This window comes from Paraburkholderia sp. J76, from assembly GCF_905220295.1.
Taxonomy (GTDB): Bacteria; Pseudomonadota; Gammaproteobacteria; order Burkholderiales; family Burkholderiaceae; genus Paraburkholderia.
In genome coordinates this window covers 473,256-486,316 of the sequence record NZ_CAJMZJ010000001.1, presented here as the reverse complement: position 1 = coordinate 486,316, position 13,061 = coordinate 473,256, and the positions used below count along the sequence as shown (strand labels likewise).

Annotated in this window: 16 protein-coding genes; 12 read left to right on the top strand and 4 right to left on the bottom strand. The window is 62.1% G+C overall.

Annotation, left to right across the window (positions count from 1 at the left end):
* Positions 1–237: 237 nt before the first annotated feature.
* Positions 238–1,611 (top strand): LLM class flavin-dependent oxidoreductase, encoded by a 1,374-nt coding sequence (locus U5768_RS02220; RefSeq protein ID WP_322028742.1) that lies wholly within the window; start codon positions 238–240, stop codon positions 1,609–1,611.
* A 71-nt stretch (positions 1,612–1,682) separates the two neighbouring features.
* On the opposite strand, the gene U5768_RS02215 is transcribed toward U5768_RS02220, so the two are convergent.
* A complete protein-coding gene (locus U5768_RS02215; protein WP_322028996.1) occupies positions 1,683–2,213 on the bottom strand; it encodes an isochorismatase family protein in 531 nt (176 codons plus the stop codon).
* A 120-nt stretch (positions 2,214–2,333) separates the two neighbouring features.
* Here U5768_RS02215 and U5768_RS02210 point away from each other — a divergent pair, with 120 nt between their 5' ends.
* From U5768_RS02210 to U5768_RS02185, 6 genes are all read left to right on the top strand, one after another.
* Complete coding sequence (locus tag U5768_RS02210) at positions 2,334–2,600, top strand: hypothetical protein (protein ID WP_322028741.1); 267 nt, start codon at positions 2,334–2,336, stop codon at positions 2,598–2,600.
* A gap of 372 nt (positions 2,601–2,972) precedes the next feature.
* Positions 2,973–3,146, top strand: coding sequence for a hypothetical protein (locus tag U5768_RS02205; protein WP_322028740.1), 174 nt, complete (start codon positions 2,973–2,975; stop codon positions 3,144–3,146).
* A gap of 270 nt (positions 3,147–3,416) precedes the next feature.
* Entirely contained in the window at positions 3,417–5,567 is a 2,151-nt protein-coding gene (locus U5768_RS02200) for a TonB-dependent receptor (RefSeq protein ID WP_322028739.1), read from the top strand.
* A 25-nt stretch (positions 5,568–5,592) separates the two neighbouring features.
* Positions 5,593–6,231, top strand: a complete 639-nt coding sequence (locus tag U5768_RS02195; protein ID WP_322028738.1) for a MotA/TolQ/ExbB proton channel family protein — start codon at positions 5,593–5,595, stop codon at positions 6,229–6,231.
* Positions 6,228–6,632: a biopolymer transporter ExbD gene (locus tag U5768_RS02190; RefSeq protein ID WP_322028737.1), complete on the top strand. Its 405-nt coding sequence runs from the start codon at positions 6,228–6,230 to the stop codon at positions 6,630–6,632. Before U5768_RS02195 ends, U5768_RS02190 begins: the two co-directional genes overlap by 4 nt.
* Entirely contained in the window at positions 6,619–7,326 is a 708-nt protein-coding gene (locus U5768_RS02185; protein WP_322028736.1) for a TonB family protein, read from the top strand. Before U5768_RS02190 ends, U5768_RS02185 begins: the two co-directional genes overlap by 14 nt.
* Before the next feature lie 27 nt (positions 7,327–7,353).
* Here the strand turns inward: U5768_RS02185 and U5768_RS02180 are convergent, their stop codons facing one another.
* Positions 7,354–9,378 carry a serine/threonine protein kinase gene (locus U5768_RS02180; protein WP_322028735.1) on the bottom strand — a complete coding sequence of 675 codons (2,025 nt, stop codon included), beginning with the start codon at positions 9,376–9,378 and terminating at the stop codon, positions 7,354–7,356.
* A gap of 386 nt (positions 9,379–9,764) precedes the next feature.
* On the opposite strand from U5768_RS02180, the gene U5768_RS02175 reads away from it, so the two are divergent.
* The 3 genes from U5768_RS02175 (at position 9,765) to U5768_RS02165 (ending at position 10,749) form a co-directional block, all read left to right on the top strand.
* Complete coding sequence (locus tag U5768_RS02175; protein WP_322028734.1) at positions 9,765–10,037, top strand: hypothetical protein; 273 nt, start codon at positions 9,765–9,767, stop codon at positions 10,035–10,037.
* 99 nt (positions 10,038–10,136) lie between these two features.
* Positions 10,137–10,409 (top strand): hypothetical protein, encoded by a 273-nt coding sequence (locus U5768_RS02170; RefSeq protein ID WP_322028733.1) that lies wholly within the window; start codon positions 10,137–10,139, stop codon positions 10,407–10,409.
* A gap of 112 nt (positions 10,410–10,521) precedes the next feature.
* Positions 10,522–10,749, top strand: coding sequence for a hypothetical protein (locus U5768_RS02165; RefSeq protein ID WP_415913829.1), 228 nt, complete (start codon positions 10,522–10,524; stop codon positions 10,747–10,749).
* Between the two features lie 2 nt (positions 10,750–10,751).
* Here U5768_RS02165 and U5768_RS02160 read toward each other — a convergent pair whose 3' ends face one another.
* Complete coding sequence (locus U5768_RS02160; protein WP_322028732.1) at positions 10,752–10,994, bottom strand: hypothetical protein; 243 nt, start codon at positions 10,992–10,994, stop codon at positions 10,752–10,754.
* A gap of 58 nt (positions 10,995–11,052) precedes the next feature.
* Positions 11,053–11,520, bottom strand: a complete 468-nt coding sequence (locus U5768_RS02155; protein ID WP_322028731.1) for a lecithin retinol acyltransferase family protein — start codon at positions 11,518–11,520, stop codon at positions 11,053–11,055.
* A 436-nt stretch (positions 11,521–11,956) separates the two neighbouring features.
* Here U5768_RS02155 and U5768_RS02150 point away from each other — a divergent pair, with 436 nt between their 5' ends.
* Both U5768_RS02150 and U5768_RS02145 read left to right on the top strand, forming a co-directional pair.
* Entirely contained in the window at positions 11,957–12,250 is a 294-nt protein-coding gene (locus U5768_RS02150) for a hypothetical protein (protein ID WP_322028730.1), read from the top strand.
* A 68-nt stretch (positions 12,251–12,318) separates the two neighbouring features.
* Complete coding sequence (locus U5768_RS02145; RefSeq protein ID WP_322028729.1) at positions 12,319–13,041, top strand: PP2C family protein-serine/threonine phosphatase; 723 nt, start codon at positions 12,319–12,321, stop codon at positions 13,039–13,041.
* Positions 13,042–13,061: the final 20 nt, after the last annotated feature.

The window sequence follows — 13,061 nt, the reverse complement described above, 5'->3', positions numbered from 1 at the left end:
CGTTCTGAAAGGTCGCGCCTGGAATATCTGTCGAACGATTGTAGCGTGCGAGTGCGCAGGCGCTTTCGCGCCGCGCATTGGCGCCCGTTGTCGAAAAGACATTCTCGAACGCACTCGCGCAACTATGAATAGCTCAATTACTTGTTTGTGGCGAGAAAACCGATCGGCAAGAATGACCCTGCCAAACCTTGGTCAGGACAACGAACGCCAATCACGATCACGATTCGAGGAGCACACATGAGCGCAGCACCGCGACGCCAGGGCCAATTAAGCCTCGGTGCCTTCCTGATGGAGACGGGCCACCATATCGCCGCGTGGCGCCATCCCGACGCGCACGCAGCGGGCGGGCTCGATTTCGCGCACTACGCGGAGCTGGCGCAAACAGCCGAGCGCGCGAGGTTCGACGCCATCTTTTTCGCCGATAGTGTGAGCGTGCGCGACACGCATGTGCCTTCGCTCTCGCGCACGGCGCGCGCCGACCATTTCGAGCCGATCACGCTGCTCTCCGCGCTTTCGGTCGTCACGCAACGCATCGGGCTGATCGCCACGGTATCGACCTCGTTTAACGAGCCCTACAACGTGGCCCGCAAATTCGCATCGCTCGATTACCTGAGCGGTGGCCGCTCGGGCTGGAATCTCGTGACTTCGAGCACCGAAACCGAGGCGCACAACTTCAGCCTCGACAAGCATCTCGATCACGCCGTGCGCTACGAGCGCGCGAAAGAGTTTTACGACGTGGTTTCGGGTCTGTGGGATAGCTGGGAAGACGACGCCTTTATCCGCGACAAGGCGAGCGGCATCTATTTCGACCCGGAAAAACTGCACACGCTGGACTATCAGGGTAAGCACTTCAAGGTACGCGGGCCGCTGAACGTCGCGCGTTCGCCGCAAGGCTGGCCGGTCGTAGTGCAGGCGGGCGCCTCCGAAGCCGGCAGGGAACTCGCGGCACAAACCGCCGAAGTGATTTTCGTCGCGCATCAAACGCTCGACGAAGCGAAGCAGTTCTATCGCGACGTAAAGGGACGACTCGCGCGCTATGGCCGCCGCCCCGAGCATCTGAAGATCATGCCGGGAATTTTCCCCGTGATCGGGCGCACGCAGGAAGAAGCGCAGGAGAAGTTCGACGCGTTGCAGGCGTTGATCCATCCGGAAGTGGGCCTGCAACTGCTCTCGAACATGTCGGGCGGCCTCGACCTCTCGCAGTATCCCGTCGATGGTCCCGTACCCGAACTGCCCGAAACCAACGGCGGCAAGAGCCGCCAACGCCTGTTGCTCGATCTCGCGCGGCGCGACAACCTCACGATCCGCGATCTTTATCTGCGCATAGCGGGCGCGCGCGGGCATCAACAGGTGATCGGCACGCCGCAAAGCATTGCCGACCAGCTTCAGCAATGGTACGAAGAGGAAGGCGCCGACGGTTTCAATATCATGTCGCCATGGCTGCCGGGCGGGCTCAATGAATTCGCGCAGTACGTGGTGCCCGAACTCCAGCGACGCGGCCTTTTCCGCACGGAATATACGGGGCGCACGTTGCGCGATCATCTCGGCTTGCCGCGTCCCGCGAACCGCTTCGCCGCGCAGCGGGAAAACGCGCTGCGCATCGCCTCGTGATTGCGGGCCAACCTTCGTGAGCGAGAGGTTGGCCGTGCGCGTCATGCATGTCGCGTAGCACTTGCGAGCGCTCACTTAATCAACTGCAGTACCTCGCGAAACTTTGGGTGCTGGCTCGAACGCAACCATTCGAAGGCGACCATCTCGACCGTCGCCACTTCGGCGCCCGCTTTGTTCAATCGCGTAATGGCCACTTCCTTGTCGGCGATTTTGCGCGAGCCCATCGCGTCGATTACAAGCGTGACTGAGAATCCGCGACGCAGCAAACCGGCCGCTGTTTGCAGCACGCACACATGCGCCTCGCATCCCGCCACGATAATTCGCGGTCGTTCTTGAGGCAGCACGTCGATTAGACCATCGACGGTGGCGTCGAAATGATGCTTTGCAACAGTACGCGAACACAGGTCTTTTATATCCTTCGCGTTCTCTCCCAGTGCGGCCGGATTCTGCTCTGTCCCGATAACGGGAACGTCAAGCGCGCCGGCAATGCGCCCGATCCGAACGGCTTGAGCGGTAACGAATGCACCTTCCTGAATGGCCGGCATCAGTCGGCTTTGCAAGTCGATTAGAACTACGATCGATTCGGAAGGGCTATGGAGCATCATGAATTCGTTTGAAAAATGGCGCGACGCAAAATAAAACCTGTCAGGGATATTACCAAGTATGCGACAAATGGTCGCCGTGCGACTCTATATCCCATGCCATTCCCTATGGAGCCAGGCATGCAAACTGAGACGCTAAAGAAAGCAAGGGCCGCCACGTTTCTCACCCGGTCGGCGTTGTGTCTGATGCTGTTGCCAGTTGCCTGTCTTGTCTGGGCGCTCCAGGCGTATCCGCCACAAGAAGCGTGTTGGCTTTGCTTCTCGCTGGCAATCTATATCTGGCCTTTCGCCGGAGTCCTCTTTGTGATTTCAGCGGGATTCCATGTCGGCACTCACGGTCGCCGGCTCGGAAAGGATGCCGGATTCCGCGAGGCGCATGGGCACTAATTAGCTCACGCGCCGTTCCGCCGAACGGTCCGCAGTCGAGATGCGCGCAGGGAAGCCCGCTGGAAACAGCGGGCTTTTGAGGCGCGCCTGCGCCTTCGTCGAGTCCTTTGGTATTCGTCGGCCGTCTTCCAATGCTTCGGTCTGCAAACGATCGAGCGAAACGCTGCCTGACGTTCATCGTCGGTCGGCAGTGCCTTGTGTTGCGCGCACGCTTGCGCCTCTCTCCCTCGCGATAGCGCCGAACCGCCCGCTCTCCATGAAATCGCCGCGCGCGCCGAAGTCAGGCGCGCAATGTGCTTAAGCCGTAGGCTGGTGATCGCTCCATCGTCACTGCACCCAGCACTCCAGACCAAAATCATAAGGAGAATAGCGATGACCCTGCTTATCTATCTGGTTGGATGGATCATTTTTATTGGCGGCGTAGCGTGGGCACTCGTGGCGCTGCACGTTGCGGTACACATCATCGAAATCGTGGCGGTGATTCTGCTCGGTATCGCGGTGATTACGGGCGCCACGCGCGCACGCAATCGCGATCGGTCGACCTAGCCCTAAGAGCGGCCGCCTGCCGCTCTTTCATCTGAATCGCCCCATCATCATTAAAAATACCAAACAAGCTCCTTTCATATTTATTTCATGATCGAAGCTTTCATTTTTTATCGAACAGCTATGGCGCAGTGCGGATGCAATGTTATATCATTGCATCCGCACTGCGGGACTTGCCGATTCCACTGCAATCGAAGTCCAGAGAGCCAGGGACCGCGGACGTGACAGCCCCGTAAGAACGTCCGGAAAACAATAACTCTTTCCATCCGCATCATGATCCACCGCACACTCATCGCCCGCGCGGCGCTTGTCTCGTTCGCCATGATCACGGCCGGCCAGGCGCGGGCCGCAACCGCCGACACCCCGCTTGACGGGACCGCGCAGAACGCGCCAGGCCAGCCCGCGGACACCGCCGCCCTCGACGTACAGGTCAACGCGAAGCGGCTTGATGAAGCGCGCAACGGGCTCCTCCCGGAAACCGGCAGCAGCATCTACCGCATCACCCAAGCCGACATTCAGGCTATGCCGCAAGGGCAAAACACGCCGCTGAACCAGGTGTTGCTGCAGGCCCCGGGCGTGGCCGACGATTCATACGGGCAACTCCATGTGCGAGGCGACCACGCCGACCTGCAATACCGCATCAACGGCATTCTGATTCCCGAACCGATCAGCGGTTTCGGGCAATCGCTCGATACGCGCATCATCGATCAGGTCAATCTTCTGACCGGCGCGCTGCCGGCCGAATACGGCTACCGCACTGCGGGCATCGTCGATATCCGCACGAAATCGGGCGACCTCGGCAACGGCGGTTCGATCGACGTGTATGGCGGCAGCCATCAGACCATTCAGACGAGCGCCGATATCTACGGCAGCAAGGGCGATTTCAGCTATTTTTTCAGCGGCTCGCTGGGTGAAAACAATCTGGGCATCGAGGCGCCTACCGCTTCGCCGAGTCCGGTCCACGATCACACGCGTCAGGGCAATGCCTTTGGGTATATGTCGTACATCATCAACCCGCTCACGCGCGTGAGCGTGATGTTCGGCACGACAGCCAACCAGTTCGAGATACCGAATACGCCGGGCCTCACGCCAAACTTCACGCTTGCCGGCGTGCCGACGTTCGATTCCGCCAACCTGAACGAAAACCAGTCGGAACTGAATAATTTCGCTGTCGTCGCGCTGCAGGGAACCAATGGCGGAGCGCTCGACTATCAGGTGGCGTTTTTCACGCGCTATACGCGCACGCAGTTCAATCCCGACCCGGTGGGCGACCTGATATTCAATGGCGTCGCCTCGCAGGACTTCCATAGCGACACGGCCAACGGCTTGCAGGCCGATACCACCTACCGGCTCAACGACAGCCACACGCTACGCGCCGGCGTGCTCTTCCAGCAAGAGCACGCGACCTTCTGGGACAACGTGTCCGTTTTTCCCGCCGACGCCGACGGCAACCAGACTTCCGATGTCCCCTTTACGCTGTCCGATTCGCGCAGCAAGACGGGTTACCTGTATAGCGCGTACATCCAGGACGAGTGGAAAATCAACAGCCGGCTTACCGTGAATTACGGTCTGCGCTATGACGGCATGAACGAATATGTGCAGGCGAACCAGTTGAGCCCGCGCATTGGCGCCGTGTTCAAACTGACGCCCACCACCATCTTTCATGCGGGCTACGCCCGTTATTTCACGCCGCCTTCTTTCGAGCTGGTTTCCAGCTCAACCATCAGCCGATTCAATGGCACTACTAACCAGAGCGAGGTCACGCAGAACGATCCCGTGCAGCCCGAGCGCGCCGATTACTTCGATCTTGGTGTCACGCAGCAACTCGGTTCGGATCTCACGCTGGGACTCGATGCGTACTACAAGAAGGCGCACAACCTGCTCGACCTGGGCCAGTTCGGCGCGGCGCTTATTTACACGCCGTTCAACTATCAGTACGGGCGCGTTTATGGCGTCGAATTCACGGCGAATTACAAGCATGAAAACGTCTCGGCGTATCTGAATCTTGCATACAGCCGGGCAATGGGCAAGAACGTCAATTCCGCCCAATTCAATTTCGGCGCCGACGAACTCGCTTTCATCAGCAATAACTGGGTGTTTCTCGATCACGACCAGCGCGTGACCGCCTCGTTCGGCGGCGCGTACAACTGGCATCGCACCACCTTCACGATGGATGGCACGGCAGGCAGCGGCCTGCGCAACGGCTTCGCCAATACCGGCAAGATGCCGTTCTATGCGCAGATCAATCTGGCCGTCATCGAGCATTTCAACTTGCCGGTGGTCGGCAAAGTGGATGGGCGTGTCGTGGTGATCAACGCATTCGGCAGGACCTACGCGCTGCGCGACGGTTCCGGTATCGGCGTGTTCGCGCCTCAGTACGGTCCCTATCGCGCATTCTATGCAGGCCTGACCAAATATTTTTAGCAGAACCGAGGAAGCAGGCGCCATCATGCAAGACTGGACAGGAATCGTGCAGGTCGCGCGGATTGGCGGATGGGTCGTTTATCCGCTCACGCTGCTCGCCATTATCGCGCTCGTCATCACGCTCGACCGCGCGTGGGTATTCTGGCGCTTCGCGGCCATTCCCCGCACTGCGCCGAAACATGGCGATGCAGCGGGCGACGCCGACTTCACCGCCGCGCTCGTACGACTGCCGCCGCAGCACGCACTGCGCCGACTGCTCGCACCGTTGATCGCGCATGCAGCGAAACCCGCGTGGTGGATCGAAGCGAAAGCGGGCGCACTCGCGCTCGACGTGCAGCGCGACATGTCGAGAGGGCTGTGGGTGCTCGAAACGATCGTGACGGCCGCACCGCTGCTCGGCCTGCTGGGAACGATTGTCGGCATGATGCATGCGTTCCGGTTGATCGGGAATAACGGCCTGGCCAATCCCGGCGGCGTGACCGGCGGCGTGGCGCAGGCGCTGGTGGCGACCGCCATCGGCCTTGTGATCGCACTCGTCTCGCTGTTCGCGTTCAATTATTTTTCGCGGCGCGTCGACCGGCTCATGGACGAACTCGAAGCGATCGCCAGCACGTGGCTCAGCAACGTGAAACTGACGCAGGAACACGAGGCGCAGACATCATGAAATTGCGCCGTTCGCGGGCATCGAAACGCGGCCGCATCGAAATCATTCCGATGATCGACGTGATGTTCTTCCTGCTCGCCACGTTCATGCTCGCTTCACTCACGATGGAGCGGCTCGACGCAATCAAACTCGATCTGCCGCGCGGCGCGGCACAACCACTCGCGCAGCAGCAGCCGGTCACGCTGAGCGTGAGCCGCAACGGCCAGATCGCGGTGAATCGACAGATCGTACAACTGAATGAAGTGGCGGGAACGGTGAAACGCCTGCTCGCCGCCGACGCGAACGTGGTTGTCGCCGCGGACGCCGGAGCGCCCAACGGGGTGGTCGTGGAGGCCATGCTTCAGGCTCGTTTGGGCGGCGCCGGCCATTTCCTCATTGCCGTCGATCGTGACCGGCCGTAACGTCGCGCGCTTCGTGAGGCAGCTCGACGCGCGCGGTCCAAGAACCGCCGCCGGATGCGTGGTGGCGCTCGCGCTGTGGTTTGCGTTCGTCAGCGCATTCGTCGCGGGTCTTTCGGAACACGCGGAACCCATGCGACCGTTGACGCTCGACGCTCGCCTCGTGGAAATCGTTCCTGCTGCGCCGGTCTCGAAGCCCGCCGCGCTCGCGCGCCCTGCCCCGAACATCGCAGCGCCCTCCCGCCCCGCGCGCATGGCTCGACCTGTCAATCGTCCTGCGGCAGCAGTTCCCGCGCGTATGCCCTCACATACCGGATCCGCGCTGCCTTCGCCCGCTACAGCGCCGCCAATCGCGCCAACGACTCACGCCAATGCCGAAGAGCCGCCCGCTGCGCTCGCGTCGTCGAGTCCGCATGCCGCTGTATCCGGCGATACGACCGCGCGCCCCATCGTCCAGCCGTTACCCGTACTTCCCGATGATCTTCGCGAATACACGTATCGGGCCGTCGCGCTTGCCCGCTTCACCATTCATCCCGACGGCTCGGTCGACGTCGTGCTTGTCAAATCCACGCCGAATCCGCGTTTGAACCAGTTGCTGCTGGAAGCGCTTCGAAACTGGCGTTTTTCCCCGGCAATAAAAGAAGGACACCCAATCGAAAGCGAACAGGACATCCGCGTTCATTTCAATGTCGAGTAAAGCGGCAGGTTCGTATGACCGTGTGCATCAATCGCTTCGCGCGTGCGTTGTGATCTGCACGAAATCGGCGACGATGTGACCCGCGCCATAGCGCGCTTCCATCTGCTTCAACTGTTGCCCGACCGCCGCCAGGTATGCAGAGCGCGATTCCGAAGCGGGACGCAAACTGTCGAACAACGGCGCGGGGGTAATTAGCAGAACGATCATTTCCGTACCGAATGGCTTGTCAACGAGCCAGTATCCAGAACCGCCGACCGTCGCCGAAAAGTCAGCCGGTGCCTGATTGTCGCGCTCGACATTGCTCGGCACCAGATGCACGACGCTGCCGTCGAGCGCGAAATAATCCACGTTGACGTACGAATCGTAATGCGGCGTGGTGATATCGACGACGAGCGGCATACCCTGTGTGAGCTGCGCATCGGGTGGCCGGGTGTGGATCGTTGCGCCGCCGCCCGCCAGATGATTGGCGCGCCAGTAAGGCGCGAATGCACTCACGACGTCGCAGTTGTGGCTTTCCACCGCCGTCACATCGAGTTTCGCGGCCTGCGCTCCCGGCGTTTGGGCGAGCGCGTCGTGCACGTGCGCCATGTTCTCGCCCACATTCGCAAAGCCGCGCACCTGGACTGCCTGCCCGGAAAGCGACGCCGCAAGCGCCGAACACGGAATGCGCGCGAGCGTCGCGTTCAACGCAGCGACCGACGCGGCATCGGCCACCGGCGCGCCCGATGTGGGGGCCACTACCGCCGCTTCCGTGGCACTGGCGGGAGCGCTGCCGGCGATCGCGGCGAGCGACGGCCTGGCGCCCGTTTGCCCGTGTCCGGAAAGCACGCGATACCCTACCCACAACCCAGCCGCGACGACGATCGCCCCCACGCCCACCGCAGCGGCCCGCGCCCCCGGAAACGCCGGCGCCTGGATAAGCACGCGCATGCCCTCGAGAAACTGGTTGACGCTTGCCGTGCGCGAGCCACGGTCGAACGAAAGCGCCGCGCACAAGGTGCGCCACTGGCCGCGATCGAGCCCGTGCGGCCGCTCCGCGCGCATCTTTTCGCTGCGCGCCTGCGTAGCCGATTTGCGATTGAAGGGATGTTTTCCCGTCATCAGTTCGTAGGTCACGCAGGCGAGCGCATACACATCGTCGCGCGGGTCCGGCTCGCGATGCTCGAACATCTCCGGGCTCGCATAGGCGGGCGTGATGCCGCCGAGCGTCGCGGGATCGAACACGGTGACGTCCGGGTCTTCTTCGGGCCGCTGGAACACGCGCGCGATGCCGAAGTCGATCACTTTCACGTCGCCGCCATCGGTGAGGAAAACGTTGGCGGGCTTGAAATCGCAGTGCACGAAGCCGCGCTCGTGCGCGTACGCCAGCGCCTGCCCCATGCCCGCGATGACGGGCCGCGCGCTTTCGAATGGCATGCCCGCAAAACCCGGCGAGCGCAGCAGCTTGCTGAGCGGCTTGCCGCTGAGGTATTCCATCGTGAGGTAGACGAGCGGCCCGTCGCGGTCGAAGTCGTACACCGTGACGATATTGCGGTGCGCGAGCGTTTGCGCCTTACGGGCCTCGCGTTGCAGCGCGATCAGCGAAGTCGGCTGCCCGCGAAACTGCACGTTCAGCACCTTGATCGCGATATAAGGTTTGCGGTCCGAAGCTTCCAGCTTGCGCAAATCAAGCGCCTTGTAGACGGTGCCCATGCCGCCCACGCCCAGACATTCTTCGAGCACGAAACGGCCGTTGAGCGTGTCGCCGATGCCCTTCACGTGATCCGCGTCGTCGGCCGACGTGGCGGAGCGCGCCGCGGCAAGCGCTTCGTGGATGCGGGTGGAATCGTCCACGGCCCCCGTGTCGTCCTCGCGATGTTCGATGCGGCGAAGGAGTTCGGCATACACGGCGTCGGGCAGCGGGTGGACGGTTTGCGTGGCGTCCACGGCTTCGCGCAGGCGAGCGCAGTTGGCCGCGTCGACCGCGAGCACGTGGTCGATCTCGGCGAAGAACGCCTCGCGTGAGAGCGCTCCGCTCTGGAATGTCTGGATAAGCTGCGCCAGGCTCATCATTCGTATGCCTTCCACTCAGCTTCGCTCACCGTGATGCCGGATGACGCGCGCTGGCCACCATACAACAAGGTCTGATGAAAGATTAGTCTGCCGCCGCACGCAGTGCAATCGGTGGCTGGACCAGGCCCCGGGTTCCTGTGTGTTGCGCCGAATCCAACTGCCGCGCCCGGCGTTGTTGGGCTCGGGCCATCGGCGTTTTCGCGCGCGAACGCCGCAACCAGCGCTTCGCGAACACGACGCCCAGGCGCAAAAGCCCGCTATACAAGGCCTCGAATGCCGCGTGAGCGCGTCGCGAAGCCGCTGGCACAGCCTGTGCATTGAAAAGAGCGAGCCCGCAACACACTGCCGCTCATTCGCCAACTGCACTGCCCTTCTGGAGAACCGTCATGAGCAAGCTGATGATCGCCGACCTGAGCGTCGCGCAAGAACTCGACCGCAACGAGATGCGTGCCGTGCGCGGCGGCGGCCTGAGCCTCTGGCCCGGCTACTATCCGTCGATGCCCACTTTCAAATACGACTCGACGAACTTCACCGCCGAACAGGTTATCGGCCAGACGAACAGCATCGCGAACAACGTGGGCAACGACGTCGCGTTCGCGTCGAATATCCACGCGACAGTCAACCCGGTGCAGACGGCCCGTAACACGATCAACTTCTGATCGTCCCGGCAGCGGCGCGACCGCACCCTGCTTTTATTTCGTGTATCGCGCCCCGCCAGGAGCGGTTTGCTCCGTTCATCAGTCAACTGGAGACTCATCATGACTTCCCTCGTTATCCGCGAGCTGGCTCCCGGCACTGAACTCGACCGCCGCGCCATGACGGCGGTACGCGGCGGCAATAACAGCGCATACGGCGGCTATGGCGCGATTGCGAACATCAACGTGTCGCCCAACATCGTGCAGAACATCTCGCAGGTTCAGGTGGTCGATGTCGCCGCGCTCAACAATATCGGCTATATCGGCGCGGGTTTCGGACCGCTGAATCTCAAGGTCAATCCCGCGCAATACGCGAATACCAGCGTGCTGTTTTGACTGCTGCCGCAAAGCGAAAATGACGGCGCCGCGAGGCGCCGCCTGCCTGTTTACGCGTGCGGCGCACCACCGCCTATACTCGAACGAAACCCGTCAAACCGAATCCGATCTCGTGGAGCAGACCATGAGCATTATCGTCATCAAGGACCTTCCGGAAAGCGTGGAACTGGACCGGCAGGCAATGGCCGCGATCACGGGCGGCGCCCGCTTCGCCGCGCGGCGCACGCTTCTCGTGCCGAGGCCGTTTATCGGCGTACGGGCGCAATTTGACGGCTCGCCCGCGCTGTCAGGTCAGGCAGGCGTCGCCGCAACGCGGCCCCGCCCCACGCTGCTGCGCTGAATTCATTCAGCGCGCGAGGTCATGGCCAGGCGCGTGCTGGCAGGCGGAAATACGCACCACGTACCGTCGTCGTGACGGAAGAAGAAGATTGCAATCGTGCGCGCGGGATGTGCCGCTTCTACGCAGACATAACGCAGGCGTTGCTGCTGCGTGCGGCTAAAACGCACCACGTGGGCCGGCACGCGCGCGTTGGGTGCGAGCCACTTGTCGACGAGAGTGCGCAGCGAGGTGTCGGCGGAATTCATGATGGTCTCCGAAGCAAATGGCGAAGCGTGCCGTAACGGCATCGACGGGAGATGGCATTTACGCTGTTTGCGCGGCGTACACTTCTCGCCCGGCCTGCACGCGGCGCGCGCGAACCAGTGCGCGCATCACGCGCAAGCCGGCGAGCGGATGAGCAATGCAGGCGCGAACCTGTTCGCTGCGGCCCTTGCCGTCTACACACCAGGTGCAGAAGTGTTCGCAGTTGTTGCTGAGCAGGCGATAGCGGTCTTCGCCCAGACGCGAACGCGCGCGCGCCACGGCTTCACGGCCCGCGAAGGCTGCACCCCGATGCGCGACGATGTCGACTTCGTAGCCCGCCGCGAAGCGTTCGAGCGTGACCTCTTCGATCGGGCCGCGATGCAGCGACACGCACAACCCCGCGTAGTGCACGACGCGGCCGCCGCCGACATAGATACCGTGATGGGTATAGCCCGCTCGGCGCGATACGAGATGCGCGCCGAGCGGCGGTTCGGTTGCGTGCACTGCCAGTTGAAGGTTGGAATTCATGGCGCGTCCGTCTGGGTCGTTGCTGGCTCGCCGTGCTGCGCGACGGTTTGCCGGTTGCCAACTACCCTGCATCAGACATGCCAGGGGGCGGACCGCGGTTATATAAGGCGCGGCGGGCCAGCGTGCATCCTGTGCGAGTTCCTGTGTTGGGGGTGCGCCAACTTCGCCGTGTCGATTATGTTGGCGCGATACCACCGGATCGATCGATGATGTGGAATTGCCCGTGTGTCGGAGTCCTCATGACTTTGTGCCACCTGCATGTTGGCAAGCGCGCGACCCTTGCAACGCAGACCGGGGAACGCGCGTCACGCTATGGCGCAAGCCTCACCGCGCCGGGACGCGCGAGCGCTGCGTTTCGCCGGAAAATGGCATGCTGCTTGCAAGATAAGAGCGGAATGCCGCGCGCCCGCGGCGCCCATCTTGACGGAGACCTGTCATGACCTCGCTCGCCATTAACGACCTTCATCTGCAACGCGATCTCGACCGCAAGGCCATGTCGTTCATACGGGGCGCAGGCGCACCGTGGGTATTCGGCTGGATACAGCCTTACGAGCCCGCACAGCCTTCGCAACTCGGGACCATCGTTAATCTCTACCAGACCAACAACACGTTCTACGCGAATCAGGTTGTCAACCAGTACCAGACGCTCGACGTGACCAATTCGGCTTCCAATTCGAACGTCACGGTAGGCGTGGGGCAGAACGGCAGGAATAACGGACTCGTCGCGTAGCCTATGGAGGCTCGATCGTGACAGGCGGATTGTTATGGAGTTCGGCATCGCGCACGGACGTAGGCTGTGTGCGGGCGCTCAACGAAGATGCGTGTCTCGATCTGCCCCGCAAGGGCCTTTGGGCGGTGGCCGACGGCATGGGCGGGCACACGGCGGGCGATCTCGCCAGCGGCATGATCGTGCGCTCGCTCGAGGCGCTCGCCGTGCCCAACGCGCTCACCGGTTTTCCGGTGGCGGCGCGCGGCGCGCTGCATACGGTGAATCATCAGTTGCGCGAAGAAGCCGCGCGCCGCGGGGTTCGCATGATCGGCAGCACTGTTGCCGTGCTGATGGCGAAGGGGCGCGAATTCGGCTGGCTATGGGCGGGCGACAGCCGCATCTATCTGTATCGCGATGCGCGGCTCGAAGCGCTCACTACGGACCATAGTTATGTGGCGGAGTTGCAGGCGCAGGGACATTTGAGCGCCGAAGCGGCGCGCCATCATCCATCGCAGCATTTGATAACGCGGGCAGTCGGTGCGGCGGACTGGCTGGATCTCGATGAAGGCCGCATCGTCGTGCGGGACGGAGACCGCTTTTTGCTTTGTAGCGATGGGTTGAGTAATGAAGTGCAGGCGCATGATATTGGGCAGGCGCTTGATTGTGGGGACTGTCGGCAGGCTGCCGATGCGCTGGTGGAGTTGGCCTTGCAGGCCGGTGGGCGCGATAATGTTACTGCTGTGGTGGTTAGGGTGGAGGATCCGGGGGCGTCGGATCGGACGCTTGTTAATCCTGTTGTTGTTGGGGGTTGAGGTTTTTGCTTTTTTTCCTG

Bases quoted from the DNA above. Each gene is read 5' to 3' on its own strand.
- U5768_RS02160 (WP_322028732.1), bottom strand. From the start codon at position 10,994: ATGAATTCCGCCGACACCTCGCTGCGCACTCTCGTCGACAAGTGGCTC.
- U5768_RS02190 (WP_322028737.1), top strand. From the start codon at position 6,228: ATGAAATTGCGCCGTTCGCGGGCATCGAAACGCGGCCGCATCGAAATC.
- U5768_RS02210 (WP_322028741.1), top strand. From the start codon at position 2,334: ATGCAAACTGAGACGCTAAAGAAAGCAAGGGCCGCCACGTTTCTCACC.
- U5768_RS02170 (WP_322028733.1), top strand. From the start codon at position 10,137: ATGACTTCCCTCGTTATCCGCGAGCTGGCTCCCGGCACTGAACTCGAC.
- U5768_RS02155 (WP_322028731.1), bottom strand. From the start codon at position 11,520: ATGAATTCCAACCTTCAACTGGCAGTGCACGCAACCGAACCGCCGCTC.
- U5768_RS02205 (WP_322028740.1), top strand. From the start codon at position 2,973: ATGACCCTGCTTATCTATCTGGTTGGATGGATCATTTTTATTGGCGGC.
- U5768_RS02220 (WP_322028742.1), top strand. From the start codon at position 238: ATGAGCGCAGCACCGCGACGCCAGGGCCAATTAAGCCTCGGTGCCTTC.
- U5768_RS02175 (WP_322028734.1), top strand. From the start codon at position 9,765: ATGAGCAAGCTGATGATCGCCGACCTGAGCGTCGCGCAAGAACTCGAC.
- U5768_RS02200 (WP_322028739.1), top strand. From the start codon at position 3,417: ATGATCCACCGCACACTCATCGCCCGCGCGGCGCTTGTCTCGTTCGCC.
- U5768_RS02150 (WP_322028730.1), top strand. From the start codon at position 11,957: ATGACCTCGCTCGCCATTAACGACCTTCATCTGCAACGCGATCTCGAC.
- U5768_RS02215 (WP_322028996.1), bottom strand. From the start codon at position 2,213: ATGCTCCATAGCCCTTCCGAATCGATCGTAGTTCTAATCGACTTGCAA.
- U5768_RS02195 (WP_322028738.1), top strand. From the start codon at position 5,593: ATGCAAGACTGGACAGGAATCGTGCAGGTCGCGCGGATTGGCGGATGG.
- U5768_RS02180 (WP_322028735.1), bottom strand. From the start codon at position 9,378: ATGATGAGCCTGGCGCAGCTTATCCAGACATTCCAGAGCGGAGCGCTC.